Source organism: Albidovulum sp., assembly GCF_008933605.1.
Taxonomy (GTDB): Bacteria; Pseudomonadota; Alphaproteobacteria; order Rhodobacterales; family Rhodobacteraceae; genus Albidovulum.
In genome coordinates this window covers 1-15,545 of record NZ_WBUS01000082.1, presented here as the reverse complement: position 1 = coordinate 15,545, position 15,545 = coordinate 1, and the positions used below count along the sequence as shown (strand labels likewise).

Below are 15,545 nucleotides of genomic sequence, written 5' to 3'. Positions count from 1 at the left end.
ATGCTGGCGCGGGTGCTGGTGGAGCGCGTGGAGCCTCGGCTCGGCCTCGGCCGTCCGACCGTGCTCGACCGCTATCCCGCCGCCGAGGCGGCACTGGCGCGGCCGGCGGCTGACGACCCGCGCGTGGCGGAGCGGTTCGAGCTCTATGCCTGCGGGGTGGAGCTTGCCAACGGGTTCGGCGAGTTGACCGACCCCGAGGAACAGCGCCGGCGCTTCGGGCTCGAGATGGAAGAGAAGGCCCGCCGCTACGGTGAACGCTATCCGCTCGACGAGGGTTTTCTCGACGCGCTTGCGCTGGTTCCGCCGGCCGCGGGCATCGCGCTCGGCTTCGACCGGCTCGTCATGCTGGCCACCGGCGCACCCCGCATCGACGAGGTGCTGTGGACACCGGTGCCCTGACCCCGCGCTCAGGCCAGCGCGTCCTTCACCATCGGCCCGACGGCGCCAAAATCCATTTGGCCGGTGTATTTCGCCTTCAGGGCCGACATGACCTTGCCCATGTCGCGGATCGAGGTCGCGCCGGTCTCGGCGATTGCCGCGCGGATCGCCGCGCCGGTCTCCTCGGCGTCGAGCTGGCGCGGCAGGAAATCCTCGATCACCTTGATCTCGGCCAGTTCCTTCTCGGCCAGTTCGAGCCGCCCGCCCTCTTCGTAGGCGCGCGCGGATTCCTGCCGCTGCTTCACCATGCGGCCGAGAATGGCCAGCACCTCGGCATCGCCCACGGTGGCGTCGCCGCCCTCGCCCCTGAGGGCGATGTCCTTGTCCTTGATCGCGGCATTGATCAGCCGCAATGTCGAAAGCCGGGCGGCGTCCTTCGACTTCATCGCATCCTTCAGCGCCGCGCCGATCCATTCGCGCATGTCCATCGGGTCTCCATCCCCTGAGCTTCCGAAGCCCCCAACATAGCCGCAAGCGGGCCCGGGCACAACCGCCCTATCTTCGACTAACTCATTGAAATCGTTGCGTAAGCCAAAAGCCGCGTTGCCCCTTGACCAAGCCCGGCCGCGCCCGTAGGTTCCGCGGGATTTGTGACCCGGGGAGTCGCCATGCCCAATACCCCCATGCGTTCGGACAGACCCACGGCCTGCCTGGCTCTGGCCGACGGAACGCTATTCTACGGCAAGGGCTTCGGCGCGGCGGGCGAGACCGTGGCCGAACTGGTCTTCAACACCGCGATGACCGGCTACCAGGAAATCATGACCGACCCCTCCTATGCCGGGCAGGTCGTGACCTTCACCTTCCCCCATGTCGGCAACGTCGGCGTCACGCCCGAGGACGACGAGGCGGCCGAGCCGGTCGCGGCCGGCATGGTCGTCAAGTGGGACCCGACCGAACCCTCGAACTGGCGTGCGGCCGAACCGCTCGTGGACTGGCTCGCCCGGCGTGGCCGGATCGGCATCGGCGGCGTCGACACGCGGCGGCTGACGCGCGCTATCCGCCAGCAGGGCGCGCCGCATGTGGCCCTTGCCCATGATCCGGAAGGAAACTTCGACATCGCCGCCCTCGTCGCCAGGGCGCGCGCCTGGTCCGGGCTCGTCGGGCTCGATCTGGCCAAGGACGTGACCTGCGCCCAGAGCTACCGCTGGAATGAGACCCGCTGGGCCTGGCCCGCAGGCTACGGCAGGCGCACGGGCGCGGGCTTCAAGGTCGTCGCGCTCGATTACGGCGCCAAGCGCAACATCCTGCGCTGCCTCGCCTCGGTCGGCTGCGACGTCACCGTCGTGCCGGCCACCGCCACGGCCGAGGAGGTGCTGGCGCACGAGCCCGAGGGCGTCTTCCTCTCGAACGGCCCCGGCGACCCGGCGGCGACGGGGGAATATGCCGTGCCGATGATCCAGGGCATTCTCGAAGCGCGCCTGCCGCTTTTCGGCATCTGCCTCGGCCACCAGATGCTAGCGCTGGCGCTTGGCGCGAAGACGGTCAAGATGAACCACGGCCACCACGGCGCCAATCACCCCGTGAAGGACATGGAAACCGGGAAGGTGGAGATCACCTCGATGAACCACGGCTTCACCGTGGACAGCCAGACCCTGCCCAGGGGCGTGAAGGAGACCCATGTCTCTCTCTTCGACGGGTCGAACTGCGGCATAAGGATGGAGGGGCGGCCGGTCTTTTCCGTCCAGTACCACCCCGAGGCGAGCCCGGGGCCGCAGGACAGTTTCTATCTCTTCGAGCGGTTCGCCGAGGCTATGCGGACAAGGCGCGCGGCCTGATCGGGACGCCCCTTCGGCGAAGCCCGCGCGCGCCCGGAATGCCTTGATTTTTCCGCGACTTCGCCGGGGTTCGTTAACTCGGCGTTAACCCTGCGCACGGAGGCTCGGGCCAGCGCTTCCCATCCAGGCCGCCATGACGCCCCCCGCCCCGCATCTCCGCCTCGTGCCGCCCGCAGCCGCGCCCTCGGGCATGGGGGCGCTGCCCGCCTTCGGTCCGCGTGCGCAGGCCCTCAGGGGCGTGGCGGCGCGCAAGCCGCTCGGCCAGATTATCATCGACATGAAGGCCGTGGACCCCGGCAACATGCTGAAGGCGCTGGCGCTCCGCGACCGGGAGGAGGCGCGGATCGGCGACATCCTCCTGACCCGCGGCTGGGTGAGCGAGGCCGACCTGATGGCGGCGCTGGCGCTCCAGTGGGGGGCGAGGACGGTGGACCTCGTGGCCGAGGCGCCGGACGCAAGGCTCATCGACGGGCTCGGGGGGGAGTTCTGCCTTGCGCACGGCCTCCTGCCCTGGCGGCGGATCGGCGGCGCGACGGTGATCGCCACTGCGCGGCCGGAGGACTTCGCACGGGCCCGCGGCCTCCTGCCGCCGGGGTTCGGCCCGGTGATGATGGCGCTGGCGCCGGAACGCGACATCCATGCCGCGCTGATCGCCACGCGCCAGACCGCGCTCATCCGCAAGGCGGAGGTGCGGGTCGCGGCAGACGAGAGTTGCCGCACGCTGGACCCTGCGCGCGCGCGGGTCGCCATCGGCGCGGCGGCCGCGCTGCTCCTTGCCGGCCTCTTCGCCGCGCCGGCGCTCGTGCTCGGGCTGCTGGTGGCCTGGGCGGTCCTCACGCTGGCAGCCTTCGCCGGGCTCAAGGCGATCTCGGCGGTGGCCGAGGCCCGCGGGCGCAGGCGCGAGACCGCCACGGGCGCGGCGGAGCTTCCCCTGCCGGAACGGCTTCCGGTCGTCTCGGTGATGGTCCCGCTCTTCCGCGAGGACGACATCGCGCCGCGCCTGATCCGCCGCATCGGCCGCATCGACTACCCGAAGGAACTGCTCGACGTCCTGCTCGTGGTGGAGGAGGACGACCTCGCCACGCAAGGCGCGCTGGCGCGCCGGGTGCTCCCCCGCTGGATGCGGGTCGTCATCGTGCCGCGCGGACCGATCCGGACCAAGCCGCGCGCGCTGAACTTCGCGCTCGATTTCTGTCGCGGTTCCATCGTCGGCATCTGGGACGCCGAGGACGCGCCGGACCCCGGACAGATCCGCACCGTCGTCCGGCGCTTCGCCGCAGCCCCGCCCGAGGTCGTCTGCCTGCAAGGCATCCTCGATTTCTACAACGCGCGCCACAACTGGATCACGCGCTGCTTCGCGATCGAATACGCGGTCTGGTTCCGCGCCATGCTGCCCGGGCTCGCCCGGCTCGGCCTCGTCGTGCCGCTGGGGGGGACCACGCTCTTCTTCCGGCGCAAGGCGATCGAGGAACTCGGCGGATGGGATGCGCACAATGTCACCGAGGATGCCGACCTCGGCTTGCGCCTCGCCCGCCGTGGCTACCGGACCGAGCTCATCGACACGGTCACCGAGGAGGAGCCCAATTCCCGCCCGGTGGCCTGGATCAAGCAGAGGTCGCGCTGGCAGAAGGGCTTCGCCATGACCTGGGCCAGCCACATGCGCGATCCTGTCCGGCTCTGGCGCGAGCTGGGGCCGAAGCGGTTCCTCGGCGTGCAGATCCTCCTCCTCGGGTCGGTCAGCCAGGCGCTTCTCGCGCCGGCGCTCTGGACCTTCTGGGTGCTGGCCCTCGGACTGCCGCATCCGCTCGCCCCGGCGTTCCCCCCGGGGATGCTCGCGGCCCTCGCCGTGCTCTTCGTCGCGTCCGAGACGGTGAACATCGCGCTGGGGCTCTGGGCCACGCGGGGGGCGGAGCACCGGCACCTGATGAAGTGGGTGCCGAGCCTGCAGTTCTACCTCCCGCTCGCCTCGCTCTCGGCCTGGAAGGCGCTCGGCGAATGCGTGACGAAGCCCTTCTACTGGGACAAGACCGCGCACGGCGTGGTCGAGGCCCGCGCCGGCCAGGCCGAACTTCTGCCGGTTCTCGTCCTTGCCGATCCGGTCCTGGCGCCCGGGCCTCCGGCCGGTTCGGTCGTGCCCTTCCCGCTGCCCGCGCCCCGCCCGGCGCGGCTCCATCTCTTGGCTCCGGCGCGCCGGGGCGCGGAGGAGGGGAAGGCGCAGACGCGCCCGGCGCGGTCCGCCCATCCACCCGTCCTGACGCTTGTCAGCGACGCCGACCCGGGCACCACGCGCGGAAGCGGAGCGGGGCGCCGAGGCTACGTCCTCGGCTCAACGATCGCCGCCCTTGCCCTTGACCGTCCCGGCATCGAGTTTCAGCCGCGTTTCGAAGGCTTTTGAGATATGGGCCCTGAGCGCGGCCTGCGCCGCCTCGCCGTCGCCCGCCGCGATCGCCCGCACGAGCTCCGCGTGTTCGGCCAGTGCGGCCTCCCCGCGCCCCTCGGCGGCCAGCGAGGTGGAGGCGAGCAGCGCCATCGAGCGGTGCACGAGGTCAAGCTGCTGGACGAGGTAGCGGTTGTGCGACGCGAGGTGGATTTGCTTGTGGAACCTGCGGTTGGCGCGGGACAGCTCGGCCGGGTCGTCGACGATCGTCCGGTCGGCCTCCACCATCTCGCTCAACACCCGGATTTCCTCGGGCGTCGCATGCTTTGCCGCAAGCCGCGCCGCGAGGCCCTCGAGCTCGGCACGCACAACATAGAGTTCCGCAAGCTGGTTGTGGTCGAGCGAGGCGACAATCATCGACCGCCCGTCGCGCGTCAGCATCGACTGTGTCTCGAGCCGCTGGAGCGCCTCGCGCACCGGCGTGCGCGACACGCCGAACCGCTCGGCCAGTTCCGCCTCCACCAGGCGGTCGCCGGGGCGGTAGATGCCCTGGTCGATCGCTTCGAGGATGAGCGTGTAGGCGTCCTTCTGCATCGTCGTCCCTTCCCGCCCCCCGCGCTGCCTGGCGGCGCGCGAGCGTAGGCGGCGCGTCCGGCGATGGCAAGGCAGTCGATTGCTCAGCCGGGCGGCCGGGTGTAGTCAGGCCCCATGCCCGGACGCCCCTCTCCCGCCGCCGCCTTCGCCCATGTCGAGACCTGGGTCTTCGACCTCGACAACACGCTCTACCCGCCCGCCGCGCGCCTCTTCGACCAGATCGAGACGCGCATGACGGCCTACGTGATGCAGTCGCTGGGTGTCCCGCGCGAGGAGGCCGACCGGCTCCGCGCCGACTACTGGCGGCTCTACGGCACGACCCTCGCCGGGCTGATGCACGAACACGGGCTGGACCCGGTGCCCTACCTCGAAGACGTGCACGACATCGCGCTCGATCACCTCGCGCCCGACCCCGTCCTCGCCGCCGCTATCGCCGCGCTTCCCGGCCGGCGCGTCGTCTACACCAATGGCTCGGCCCCCTATGCCGCCCGCGTGCTCGACGCGCGCGGGCTTGCCGGCGTCTTCGACGCGGTCTTCGGGGTGGAGCACGCGGGCTTCCGGCCCAAACCCGAGCGTCAGGCCTTCGAGACGGTCTTCGCCTCCGCCGGGATCGACGCCGCCCGCAGCGCGATGTTCGAGGACGATCCGCGCAACCTCGCCGCACCGCACGCGATGGGGATGCGCACCGTCCATGTCGCACCCACCCCTGAACCGGCGCCGCACATCCACCATCACACCGACGACCTCGCCGGCTTCCTCGCCCGGCTCCGCTGACGCGTGGAGCCCCTCGCGCGGCCGCAACGGGACGGCGGCCTGCGGCAATCCGACCGGTTGCGGCCCCTCGCGGCCGGACCCATCTGCGGACCAGCGAACAGGAGAGACCCATGACCGCACGTCCGGACACCCGGCGCCTGCCTTGGTATTATTCGATCCCGCTCTTCGGCTGGATTGCCCGCGATCTCGTCCACGGCACCCCTGACAACCTGCTCTATCTTCTCGTGATCGTCGTCACCCTGCTCGTTCTCGCGGTGAAGGCCTGGGGGCTCGTCGCCCTGACGATGGTCGCGCTGGCGGCGGTGCCGGTCTGCTTCGCGCTCCTGATCCTCATCTCGGTCGGCAAGTAGCGCCCGCGACGCTCTGACCGTTGCAGGCACCCGGGGCCGGAGGATAGTGTCACCGCGAACCCGGAGGGCCATTGTGGAGACGACGGACATCCTGATTTCGGGCGGCGGCGTCGCCGGGCTGACCGCGGCGGCGGCCTTCGGCTCTGCCGGGTTCCGGGTGATCTGCGTCGATCCAGCGCCGCCGGTGACGGAGGAGGCCGAAGCGGGCGCCGACCTGCGCACGACGGCCTTCCTGCAACCTTCGCGGCAGGTGCTGGAGGCGGCTGGCCTCTGGGACCGCATCGCCCCCCATGGCGCGGCGCTCAGGATCATGCGCATCGTCGATGCCGGCGGCGAACGGCCCGAGCCGCGGATCGTGAAGGATTTCGACGCCGCCGAGATCGGCGAGGAGCCCTTCGGCTGGAACTTCCCTAACTGGCTCCTGCGGCGCGAAACGGTGGCGCGGCTGGGCCTCCTGCCGAATGTGGCGTTCCGTCCCGGCGTCGGCACGCGGGCGGTCTTCACCCGGCAGCGCGAGGCGCGCGTGACGCTCTCGGACGGCGGCCAGGTCTCGGCCCGGCTTCTTGTCGCCGCCGACGGCCGGGCGAGCCCGGTGCGCGAGGCCGTGGGCATCGGCGTCAGGACCTTCCGCTACGGTCAGAAGGCGCTCGCCTTCGCCGTCACGCACCCGATCCCGCACGACAATGTCTCGACCGAGATCCATCGCTCGGGGGGGCCCTTCACTCTGGTGCCGCTGCCCGACCGGCAGGGCCTTCCCTGCTCCGCCGTCGTCTGGATGGAGCGGGGCTCCGAGGCGCTGCGGCTTGCGGGCCTTCCCGTGCCAGAGTTCGAGGCGGAGATATTCGCCCGCTCCGCCGGGCTCCTCGGGCCGCTCACGCTCGTCACCGGGCGCTCGGTCTGGCCGATCATCGCCCAGATCGCCGACCGCTTCGACGCCGAGCGCACCGCGCTTCTGGCCGAGGCCGCGCATGTCGTGCCGCCGATCGGGGCGCAGGGGCTGAACATGTCGCTCGCCGATCTTGCCTGCCTGCTCGCGCTTGCCAAGGCCGCGCCGGAACGGCTCGGCGACCGCGCCATGCTCGCCGCCTACAACCGCCGCCGGTGGCCCGAGGTGAAGGCGCGGGTGATGGGGATCGACCTCCTGAACCGCACCTCGATGCTCTCGGCCCGGCCGCTCAGGGACCTGCGCGCGGGCGCGCTGAACGCGCTCCATTCGCTATCGCCCGTGCGCCATGCGCTGATGAAGGCCGGCCTCGGGATGCGCTGAGACGGCTCAGAGCCCCGCGGCGTCGAGCGCGCGTTTCACCCGCGCGACCGTACCATCAACGTCATAGAGCTTGTCGAGGCCGAAAAGGCCAAGGCGGAAGCTGCGATAGCCCTCGCCCTCGCCCACTTGAAGCGGCACGCCGGCGGCGATCTGGACGCCCTTGGCGGCGAATTTCTTGCCCGTCTGGACGTCGGGATCATCGGTGAAGCTGACGACGACGCCCGGCGCGCCGAAACCCTCCGCCGCGACCGAACGGATGCCGCGAGACGCCAGTTCCGCCCGCACGGCATTGCCGAGCTTCCACTGTGCCTCACGCAGGCGTTCGAAGCCGTACTCCTTCGTCTCTACCATCGTGTCGCGGAAGGCTTTCAGCGCATCGGTCGGCATGGTGGCGTGATAGGCGTGACCGCCCGCCTCATAGGCGGCCATGATCTGTCGCCATTTCTTCAGGTCAATCGCGAAGCTCGACGAGGCGGTGCCCTCCATCCGCTCCAGCGCCGCCTGCGAGAACATGACGAGCCCTGCCGAGGGCGAGGCCGACCAGCCCTTCTGCGGGGCGGAGATCAGGACATCGACGCCGATCGCCTTGATGTCCACCCAGACGCAACCGCTCGCGATGCAGTCCAGCACGAAGAGCGCGCCGGCATCATGCGCGGCTTTGGCCAACGCCTTCAGGTAATCGTCCGGCAGGATCATGCCGCTTGCGGTCTCGACATGGGGGGCGAAGACCAGATCGGGCTTCACCTCGGCGATCTTGGCCACCACCTCCTCGATCGGCGCGGGCGCAAAGGGGGCGTCGGGCGCGTTGCCGGTGCGGCGGGCGAGTTCGGCGACGGTATCAGCCGCGAAGCCGCCCGCCTCGAAGATCTGCGTCCAGCGGTAGGAGAACCAGCCGTTGCGCACGATGACCGCTTTCGCCCCGCCGCCGAACTGCCGCGCGACCGCCTCCATCGCAAAGGTGCCGCCGCCGGGGACAAGGGCTACTGCCTCGGCGTTGTAGACCTCCTTCAGCATGCCGGAGATGTCGCGCATCACCTGCTGGAACACCTTGCTCATGTGGTTGAGCGAGCGGTCGGTGAAGACGACCGAGAATTCCTCGAGCCCGTCGGGGTCGATGTTGGGCAGCAATCCGGGCATGGGGGCCTCCTTACCTGTCACGACCGGAGTAGCGCAGAGCGCGACGGGACGCAAAGAGGAAGCGGCGCACCCGGGACGACCGCCCACTCACCCCAGCGGGCCCGGCCGGCGTTCCTCGCTCAGCAGCACGTTCGCCTCGACGTTGCCGACACCGGGCAAGGTCATGATCCGGCGGCGGAGCACGCGTTCGAAATCGGCGAGGTCGCGGGCGGTGACGCGCAGCCGGTAGTCGAAGAGACCGAGGACATGCTGGACGGTCTGGACCTCGGGGATGGCGGTCGCGGCGCGTTCGAAATCCTCGAGGCTCACCCGGCCCTTCGTGGCAAGCTTGATCCCGAGAAACACCGTGACGCCGAAGCCGAGCGCGGCGGCATCGAGGTCGATCCGTTGTCCGGAAATGACGCCCTCCTCTTCGAGCCGCCGTATGCGGCGCCATGCGGCGGGCTGCGACAGCCCCAGCGCGCGGCCGATGGCGCCGGCGCTTCTCGTGGCGTCGGCGACAAGGGCGCGCAGGATGGCGCGGTCGGTATCGTCGAGGTCGATCACAGCGGCAGGCTCCCGGTGTCCTTGATCGTGGAGACCAGCATCAGGCTTTCGATGTCGGCGATATGCGGCAGCGTCAGGATGCGGTCGCGGTAGATGTGCTGGTAATGTCCCATGTCGCGGGCGATCACGTTCAGCCGCATGTCCACGCGGCCGAGGAAGGTCTGGATCTCGATCACCTCCGGCACTTCACGCGCGGCCGCCAGGAATTCGTCGAAGGCGCGCGGATGGGTCTTGTCGAGGGTGAAGCGAAGCGAGACCTCCACCGCCCAGCCGAGCGCACGCCAGTCGATGACGGCATGCTGGCCCTTGAGGATGCCCGCCTCGGACAGCTTCTCCAGCCGACGCCAGCAGGTCGCGGCGGTCACGCCGGCCCGTTCGGCCAGATCGGCGGTGGCAAGGCCGGGGTCGGCCAGAAGCTGGCGCAGGATGCGGCGGTCGGTGTCGTCGATCTGCATGTCTCTTGCAAAATTCCTCAAATCCAGGAATTGATCTTCAATCATTATGGGATTTCGAGCGAATTTTGAACGGCAAATCAGCAATATCTCTCTATCTTCGCGCCCAGCAACGAAGAAAGGAACGCCCGATGCGCGTCTATTACGATCGCGACTGCGATATCAACCTGATCAAGGACAAGAAGGTCGCCATTCTCGGCTACGGGTCGCAAGGCCACGCCCATGCGCTGAACCTGCGCGATTCCGGCGCCAAGAACGTCGTCATCGCGCTCCGCGAAGGCTCGCCCTCGGCCGCCAAGTGCGAGAAGGAAGGGCTGAAGGTGATGGGCATCGCCGAGGCGGCCGCCTGGTGCGACCTGATCATGTTCACCATGCCGGACGAACTGCAGGCCGCGACCTACAAGAAATACGTCCATGACAACCTCAAGGAAGGCGCCGCGATCGCCTTCGCCCACGGCCTGAACGTCCATTTCGGCCTGATCGAGCCGAAGCCCGGCGTCGACGTCATCATGATGGCGCCGAAGGGCCCCGGCCACACCGTCCGCGGCGAATATGTGAAGGGCGGCGGCGTCCCCTGCCTCGTGGCCGTCCACCAGGACGCCACCGGCAAGGCGATGGAGCTTGGCCTCTCCTACTGTTCGGCCATCGGCGGCGGGCGGTCCGGCATCATCGAGACCAACTTCCGCCAGGAATGCGAAACCGACCTCTTCGGCGAGCAGGCGGTGCTGTGCGGCGGCCTTGTCGAACTCATCCGCATGGGCTTCGAGACCCTCGTGGAAGCCGGCTACGAGCCCGAGATGGCCTATTTCGAGTGCCTGCACGAGGTCAAGCTGATCGTGGACCTGATCTACGAAGGCGGCATCGCCAACATGAACTACTCGATCTCGAACACCGCCGAGTATGGCGAATATGTCTCCGGCCCGCGCATCCTGCCCTACGACGAGACCAAGGCCCGGATGAAGGCGGTCCTCCGCGACATCCAGACCGGCAAGTTCGTCCGTGACTTCATGCAGGAAAATGCCGTCGGCCAGCCCTTCTTCAAGGCGACCCGCCGGATCAACGACGAGCACCAGATCGAGAAGGTCGGCGAAAAGCTGCGCGCCATGATGCCCTGGATTTCCAAGGGCAAGATGGTGGATCGCTCGCGGAACTGACCGCCGCAGCCCTGCCAGCGGACGGGGCGCCTTCGGGCGCCCCTTTTGATGACCAGCGCGCGGAGGGCCGGATCGTGCTAGACTTCCGGGGCGGCATACTGCTCGGGAGGTTAATCATGGACCGGCGCGACTTCACCCGGACAATGCTCGGCGCGGGCCTGACCGGCTCGGCGCTCATGCTGCCTGTGCCGGGGTTCGGCAATCAGGACCGCGATCGGGACAGGTTGTCCACAGGGGCGATTGGACGGATTCATCTGAGAATCGCCGTCGGCCAGCTCCTCGTGGCCTGGATACTCATCGCCCTGCGGGAGCGGTTTCTCGGGCTCGATCTCAGGCAGGACATGCCGCAGTACCGAGAGGACGGGTTGGGCGAGAGCGACAGCATTCCGCTCCTGGGGGGGCTGCTGCGCCAGCCGCTGAACGTCAGCTTCCGCGGCGCCCAGACGGTGGCGAATGTGGTCCTGGTCAGGAACATGCTGGTGCTTCTGCCCTTCGCGGCCAATATGGCGCCGCCGCGGCAGGTAGCCATCGCCCACCGCAGCCTGAGCTGGGAGCCGGGAGGCCAGTTCAGTGCAGTCCGCATGAAGAATCTGCCGGACGTGCCCCTCCTGACCGATCTGCCGGTGATCGGCCAGGCTTTCCGCAAGCCGGGGGCCTCCGCGAAGCGCAACCTTCTGGTCGTGATCAATCCGTCGATCGTCAATCCGGCCGAGAGCTAGAGCGCCGCCTCAACCGCCGCGACGATGCCGCCCGCGACGTCGACCGTCGGGACGCCCGTTCGGCCGGGACGCCACTTCCCCGCAGGCACTCCCTGACACCTTGCTCCGCGCGACGAGACGTGGCTAGTCTGGCCGAAGGTGATCCGCGAGGCCCCGAGAATGCGCCTGGACCGGCTGGTTTTCATCGTTTCCGCGGTGGTGCTGTCCGCCGTCGCGGTGTTCATGGCCGGGATGTACTCCGGCCACAAGAAGACGCTCGTCTTCAGATGGATCAACCAGGGATACGCCGACCTCAAGGGGTTCTACGCCACCTTCAGGGAATCGAGCCTGCCCCTCAGCCATCTCGGCCCGCACCGGGGACGCGGCGAGGGCGTCACAGCCGGCGCCGGGATCACCGACGGAAAGCTCATCTTCCTTTCCGGTTTCTTCGGCAACAGCAACGCGCTGCGCCTGATCCGGCGTGACGGGAGCGTGGTGGCGGAGTGGCCGGTCGACTACTTCACGCTCTTTCCCGATCGGAGCTACAAGCCCGGCGCTCCGGTCAAGTCGATCCTTTCCGACATCCATGGCGCTGAGATCCACCCGAACGGCGATGTCGCCTTCAACTTCGAGTATCTCGGAACCGTGAAGATGGACCGCTGCGGCACCGTCTTGTGGACCCGCGCTTCCCAGACGCATCACTCGCTCGAGATCGCCCCGGACGGCGGCTACTGGGTGCTGGATCGGCGCACGACGCCGGGCGACGATCCGAGCTATTCGCCGCTCGCGGGCCGCTATGCCGAGGATCTGGCGGAAAAGCTGTCGGCCGACGGCGAGGTCGAGTGGTCCTTCTCGATCCCCCGCATGCAGTTCGACGGTGGAATGAAGGCGATCCTCACGGCGAGTTTCCGCACCCAGAACGACCGTGAGTATCGTGATCGCGAACTCATCCACGCGAACCGGCTGACGATGCTCAGGCCGGAGATGGCCGACGCATTTCCGATGTTCGCCGCCGGCGACTTGCTGATTTCAGACAAGTTCTCCAACGCGATCGCGGTCCACGACGGCAAGACCGGGGCGCTGAAGTGGTTTCAGGTCGGCCCCTTCCTGCAACAGCACGACGCGGAGTTCCGTGCCGACGGCAAGATCACACTCTTTAACAACAACGCCTTCGACGACGCCGAGTACCAGTACGGCTCGCCGGCGGAAACGCACCTCTCCAACATCATGGCCGTCGATCCGGCAACGGGCGCGACCGAAGTCATCTATGGCGACAGGGAGGGCGAGCAACTCTTCTCGATCATCCGTGGCCACCATCAGAGCCTGCCCGGCGGCGGCATTCTGATCACGGAGTTCTCCGGCGGCCGGGTTCTGGAGGTCGATGCCGAACGCAAGACCGTCTGGGAGTTCGTCAACGCGTACGATTCCGACTACGTCGCCGAAGTAACCGGGGCGACGCTGCTGCCCGAAAGCTACTTCACGGTAGCCGACTGGACCTGCACCGCACGCGGGTGATGCCGGGGCCGCCGCGTCAGACCGCCGCCTGCACGGCGCCGACGATGTCGTCGACCACGGCCTCCAGAAGCACCTCGTCCTCGCACTCCGCCATCACGCGGATCAGCGGCTCCGTGCCCGACTTTCGGATCAGGAGACGGCCGGTGCCGTTGAGCCGCGCCTCTGCATCGGCTATCACTTTTCGAACACTATCGACTGAAAGTGGTTCCTGCCCCACCGCATATCGTACATTCTTCAACATCTGCGGCACCGTCTCGAACTGGCGGACAAGCTCTGACGCCTTCCGGCCGGTCTCGGCCATCGCGGCCAGGAACTGAAGCCCGGCGATCAGCCCGTCGCCGGTCGTCGCGAAGTCGGTCATGACGATGTGGCCGGACTGTTCGCCGCCGAGGTTGAAGCCGCCCTCGCGCATCCGCTCGACGACATAGCGGTCGCCGACAGCGGTCCGTTCTAGGCGCAGGCCACGCGTCTGAAGGAACCGCTCCAGACCGAGGTTCGACATGACGGTGGCGACAAGCGCCCCGCCGTTCAGCCGCCCCGCCCCGGCCCAGCGCGCGGCGAGAAGCGCCATGATCTGGTCGCCGTCGGCCACCCGCCCTGTCTCGTCGAGGATCATCACGCGGTCGGCGTCGCCGTCGAGCGCGATGCCGAGGTCGGCGCCATGCGCCACGACCGCCTCCGCCGCCGTGTCGGTATGGGTGGAGCCGCAATGAAGGTTGATGTTGTGGCCGTCCGGGGCCACGCCCACCGGGATCACCTCGGCACCAAGTTCCCACAACACCTCGGGCGCGGCGCGATAGGCGGCGCCATTGGCGCAGTCGATCACGACCTTCAGGTTGGAAAGCAGGCCGCGCGCCGGGAACGTTGTCTTGGCGTATTCGACATAGCGGCCGCGGCCGTCGTCCACGCGCTTCGCGCGGCCGATGTTCTGCGGCTGCGCCAGCGCGATCTCGCCCCCGAGGATGCGCTCGATCTCCGCCTCGGCCTCGTCCGAGAGCTTGAAGCCGTCGGGGCCGAAGAACTTGATGCCGTTGTCGTGCGCCGGGTTGTGGGAGGCCGAGATCATGATGCCGAGGTCGGCGCGCATCGAGCGGGTCAGGTAGCCGACGGCCGGCGTCGGCACCGGGCCGAGGAGAAGCACATTCATGCCGGTCGAGGTCAGCCCCGCGGTCAGCGCGTTCTCCAGCATGTAGCCCGAAAGCCGCGTGTCCTTGCCGATGACGACGCGGTGGCCGTTGCGCCCGTCGGTGCGGAAGTAGCGCCCCGCCGCCGCGCCGAGCCGCAGCGCCATCTCGGCCGTCATCGGATGGGTATTGGCGGTCCCCCGAACGCCGTCGGTGCCGAAAAACTTCCTGCTCATGCGCCTTCTCCGAACGTCACCGCCAGCCAGAGGCGGAGCGCCTGTTTGGTTTCAAATGTATCATGGACGCGGTGGATCTGCACGCCCTGGGCGAGACCGGCGAGTGTCACCGCGATCGTGCCGGGGCCGCGCAGGTCGGCCCGCGCCTCCGCAGCGCCACCGCCGTAGGTGCCGATGAATCGCTTGCGCGAGGCGCCAAGAAGGATCGGCAGCCCGAGGCCGTGGAACAGCGAGAGCCCGCGCAGGAGCGCCAGATTGTGCGCGGCAGTCTTGCCGAAGCCGATGCCGGGGTCGACGACGATGCGCTCGCGGGCGATGCCCGCCGCCTCGGCTGCTGCGACCCGCGCGGCGAGCCAGTCGTAAACGTCGAGCAGCACGTCATCGTAGCGCGGGTCCGCCTGCATCGTCGCGGGCGTGCCCTGCGCATGCATCAGGCAGAGCGGCACCTGCCGTTCGGCGACGAGCGCGGCAAGCCCGGAATCGTAGGTCAGCGCGGCAACGTCGTTCACCACGTCGGCGCCGGCGTCGAGCGCGGCACGGGCGACCGCTGCCTTGCGGGTATCGATCGATACCGGCATGGAGAGCCCGCCCGCGCGCAGCGCGGCGATCACCGGCGCGGTTCGGGCGATCTCCGCGTCTGGATCGACGTCGGCCGAGCCCGGCCGGGTGCTCTCGCCGCCGATGTCGAGGATGTCGGCGCCGTCGGCCGCCATGGCACGGGCCCGGGCGCGCGCATCCCCTGGCGCGAGGAAGCGGCCTCCATCGGAAAAGCTGTCCGGCGTGACATTGAGGATGCCCATGAGCCGGGGCCTGTCGAGCGGAAGTCCCGCCAGTGCCGGGCGCGGCGCGGTGAGGCGGGCGAGAACATCGCCGGGCAGGTCCCTCGCGGCGACCAGACCCCGCGAACCGGCGCGGGTCAGATGCTCGGCCCGGTCGAACCAGCACCAGCCCCCGGCGAGGGGCAGCGCGCCGGACGTTCGGGCGGGATCAGTCATGGCGACGGGGCGGAAATAGTCCATGCCCGCCTCATGGCGCGCGCCGCCAGGGGATGCAAGCGACGGCGTCAGGCGAAGCTTACCGGCACGCGGCAACCCGCCGGGATTGCAAC

At 69.0% G+C, this 15,545-nt stretch carries 16 protein-coding genes; 9 read left to right on the top strand and 7 right to left on the bottom strand.

The annotated features are described in order from the left end of the window. On the top strand, positions 1-399 hold a 399-nt coding region (locus F9K34_RS11695; RefSeq protein ID WP_291337146.1), incomplete at its 5' end, for an amino acid--tRNA ligase-related protein. Between the two features lie 8 nt (positions 400-407). On the opposite strand, the gene F9K34_RS11690 is transcribed toward F9K34_RS11695, so the two are convergent. Continuing rightward, a complete protein-coding gene (locus tag F9K34_RS11690; protein ID WP_291337145.1) occupies positions 408-866 on the bottom strand; it encodes a GatB/YqeY domain-containing protein in 459 nt (152 codons plus the stop codon). A 195-nt stretch (positions 867-1,061) separates the two neighbouring features. Here F9K34_RS11690 and carA point away from each other — a divergent pair, with 195 nt between their 5' ends. Together carA and F9K34_RS11680 are read left to right on the top strand one after the other, a co-directional pair. Beyond that, entirely contained in the window at positions 1,062-2,213 is a 1,152-nt protein-coding gene (gene carA, locus F9K34_RS11685) for a glutamine-hydrolyzing carbamoyl-phosphate synthase small subunit (RefSeq protein ID WP_291337144.1), read from the top strand. 133 nt (positions 2,214-2,346) lie between these two features. Beyond that, complete coding sequence (locus F9K34_RS11680; protein ID WP_291337143.1) at positions 2,347-4,608, top strand: glycosyltransferase family 2 protein; 2,262 nt, start codon at positions 2,347-2,349, stop codon at positions 4,606-4,608. Here F9K34_RS11680 and F9K34_RS11675 read toward each other — a convergent pair. Further along, positions 4,540-5,184, bottom strand: a complete 645-nt coding sequence (locus F9K34_RS11675) for a GntR family transcriptional regulator (protein WP_291337142.1) — start codon at positions 5,182-5,184, stop codon at positions 4,540-4,542. The genes F9K34_RS11680 and F9K34_RS11675 overlap by 69 nt on opposite strands. 114 nt (positions 5,185-5,298) lie before the next feature. On the opposite strand from F9K34_RS11675, the gene F9K34_RS11670 reads away from it, so the two are divergent. The 3 genes from F9K34_RS11670 to F9K34_RS11660 all read left to right on the top strand — a co-directional run bounded on the left by F9K34_RS11670 (position 5,299) and on the right by F9K34_RS11660 (position 7,575). Next, positions 5,299-5,958, top strand: coding sequence for a pyrimidine 5'-nucleotidase (locus F9K34_RS11670; RefSeq protein ID WP_291337141.1), 660 nt, complete (start codon positions 5,299-5,301; stop codon positions 5,956-5,958). Positions 5,959-6,068: 110 nt separating this feature from the next. Beyond that, positions 6,069-6,308, top strand: coding sequence for a hypothetical protein (locus F9K34_RS11665; RefSeq protein ID WP_291337140.1), 240 nt, complete (start codon positions 6,069-6,071; stop codon positions 6,306-6,308). A 70-nt stretch (positions 6,309-6,378) separates the two neighbouring features. Next, positions 6,379-7,575, top strand: coding sequence for a UbiH/UbiF family hydroxylase (locus tag F9K34_RS11660; RefSeq protein ID WP_291337147.1), 1,197 nt, complete (start codon positions 6,379-6,381; stop codon positions 7,573-7,575). A 6-nt stretch (positions 7,576-7,581) separates the two neighbouring features. Here the strand turns inward: F9K34_RS11660 and F9K34_RS11655 are convergent, their stop codons facing one another. From F9K34_RS11655 to F9K34_RS11645, 3 genes are all read right to left on the bottom strand, one after another. Then, positions 7,582-8,712 (bottom strand): aminotransferase class V-fold PLP-dependent enzyme, encoded by a 1,131-nt coding sequence (locus F9K34_RS11655; protein ID WP_291337139.1) that lies wholly within the window; start codon positions 8,710-8,712, stop codon positions 7,582-7,584. A gap of 87 nt (positions 8,713-8,799) precedes the next feature. After that, positions 8,800-9,258 carry an Lrp/AsnC family transcriptional regulator gene (locus F9K34_RS11650; protein WP_291337138.1) on the bottom strand — a complete coding sequence of 153 codons (459 nt, stop codon included), beginning with the start codon at positions 9,256-9,258 and terminating at the stop codon, positions 8,800-8,802. Beyond that, positions 9,255-9,713, bottom strand: a complete 459-nt coding sequence (locus tag F9K34_RS11645) for an Lrp/AsnC family transcriptional regulator (protein WP_291337137.1) — start codon at positions 9,711-9,713, stop codon at positions 9,255-9,257. Before F9K34_RS11645 ends, F9K34_RS11650 begins: the two co-directional genes overlap by 4 nt. Positions 9,714-9,841: 128 nt before the next feature. Between F9K34_RS11645 and ilvC the strand changes: the two genes are divergently transcribed. The 3 genes from ilvC (at position 9,842) to F9K34_RS11630 (ending at position 13,077) form a co-directional block, all read left to right on the top strand. After that, a complete protein-coding gene (gene ilvC, locus F9K34_RS11640) occupies positions 9,842-10,864 on the top strand; it encodes a ketol-acid reductoisomerase (protein ID WP_291337136.1) in 1,023 nt (340 codons plus the stop codon). Positions 10,865-10,980: 116 nt separating this feature from the next. Continuing rightward, positions 10,981-11,583 (top strand): hypothetical protein, encoded by a 603-nt coding sequence (locus F9K34_RS11635; RefSeq protein WP_291337135.1) that lies wholly within the window; start codon positions 10,981-10,983, stop codon positions 11,581-11,583. A 159-nt stretch (positions 11,584-11,742) separates the two neighbouring features. Then, on the top strand, positions 11,743-13,077 hold the full coding sequence (locus F9K34_RS11630; RefSeq protein WP_291337134.1) for an arylsulfotransferase family protein: 1,335 nt from the start codon (positions 11,743-11,745) through the stop codon (positions 13,075-13,077). Positions 13,078-13,093: 16 nt separating this feature from the next. Here the strand turns inward: F9K34_RS11630 and glmM are convergent, their stop codons facing one another. Together glmM and folP are read right to left on the bottom strand one after the other, a co-directional pair. Further along, on the bottom strand, positions 13,094-14,437 hold the full coding sequence (gene glmM / locus F9K34_RS11625; protein ID WP_291337133.1) for a phosphoglucosamine mutase: 1,344 nt from the start codon (positions 14,435-14,437) through the stop codon (positions 13,094-13,096). Next, entirely contained in the window at positions 14,434-15,456 is a 1,023-nt protein-coding gene (gene folP, locus F9K34_RS11620) for a dihydropteroate synthase (protein WP_291337132.1), read from the bottom strand. Before folP ends, glmM begins: the two co-directional genes overlap by 4 nt. Between the last annotated feature and the right edge of the window lie 89 nt (positions 15,457-15,545).

Coding starts and splice junctions, on each gene's coding strand:
- F9K34_RS11690 (WP_291337145.1), bottom strand. CDS start 866: ATGGACATGCGCGAATGGATCGGCGCGGCGCTGAAGGATGCGATGAAG.
- carA (WP_291337144.1), top strand. CDS start 1,062: ATGCGTTCGGACAGACCCACGGCCTGCCTGGCTCTGGCCGACGGAACG.
- F9K34_RS11680 (WP_291337143.1), top strand. CDS start 2,347: ATGACGCCCCCCGCCCCGCATCTCCGCCTCGTGCCGCCCGCAGCCGCG.
- F9K34_RS11675 (WP_291337142.1), bottom strand. CDS start 5,184: ATGCAGAAGGACGCCTACACGCTCATCCTCGAAGCGATCGACCAGGGC.
- F9K34_RS11670 (WP_291337141.1), top strand. CDS start 5,299: ATGCCCGGACGCCCCTCTCCCGCCGCCGCCTTCGCCCATGTCGAGACC.
- F9K34_RS11665 (WP_291337140.1), top strand. CDS start 6,069: ATGACCGCACGTCCGGACACCCGGCGCCTGCCTTGGTATTATTCGATC.
- F9K34_RS11655 (WP_291337139.1), bottom strand. CDS start 8,712: ATGCCCGGATTGCTGCCCAACATCGACCCCGACGGGCTCGAGGAATTC.
- F9K34_RS11645 (WP_291337137.1), bottom strand. CDS start 9,713: ATGCAGATCGACGACACCGACCGCCGCATCCTGCGCCAGCTTCTGGCC.
- ilvC (WP_291337136.1), top strand. CDS start 9,842: ATGCGCGTCTATTACGATCGCGACTGCGATATCAACCTGATCAAGGAC.
- F9K34_RS11635 (WP_291337135.1), top strand. CDS start 10,981: ATGGACCGGCGCGACTTCACCCGGACAATGCTCGGCGCGGGCCTGACC.
- F9K34_RS11630 (WP_291337134.1), top strand. CDS start 11,743: ATGCGCCTGGACCGGCTGGTTTTCATCGTTTCCGCGGTGGTGCTGTCC.
- glmM (WP_291337133.1), bottom strand. CDS start 14,437: ATGAGCAGGAAGTTTTTCGGCACCGACGGCGTTCGGGGGACCGCCAAT.
- folP (WP_291337132.1), bottom strand. CDS start 15,456: ATGGACTATTTCCGCCCCGTCGCCATGACTGATCCCGCCCGAACGTCC.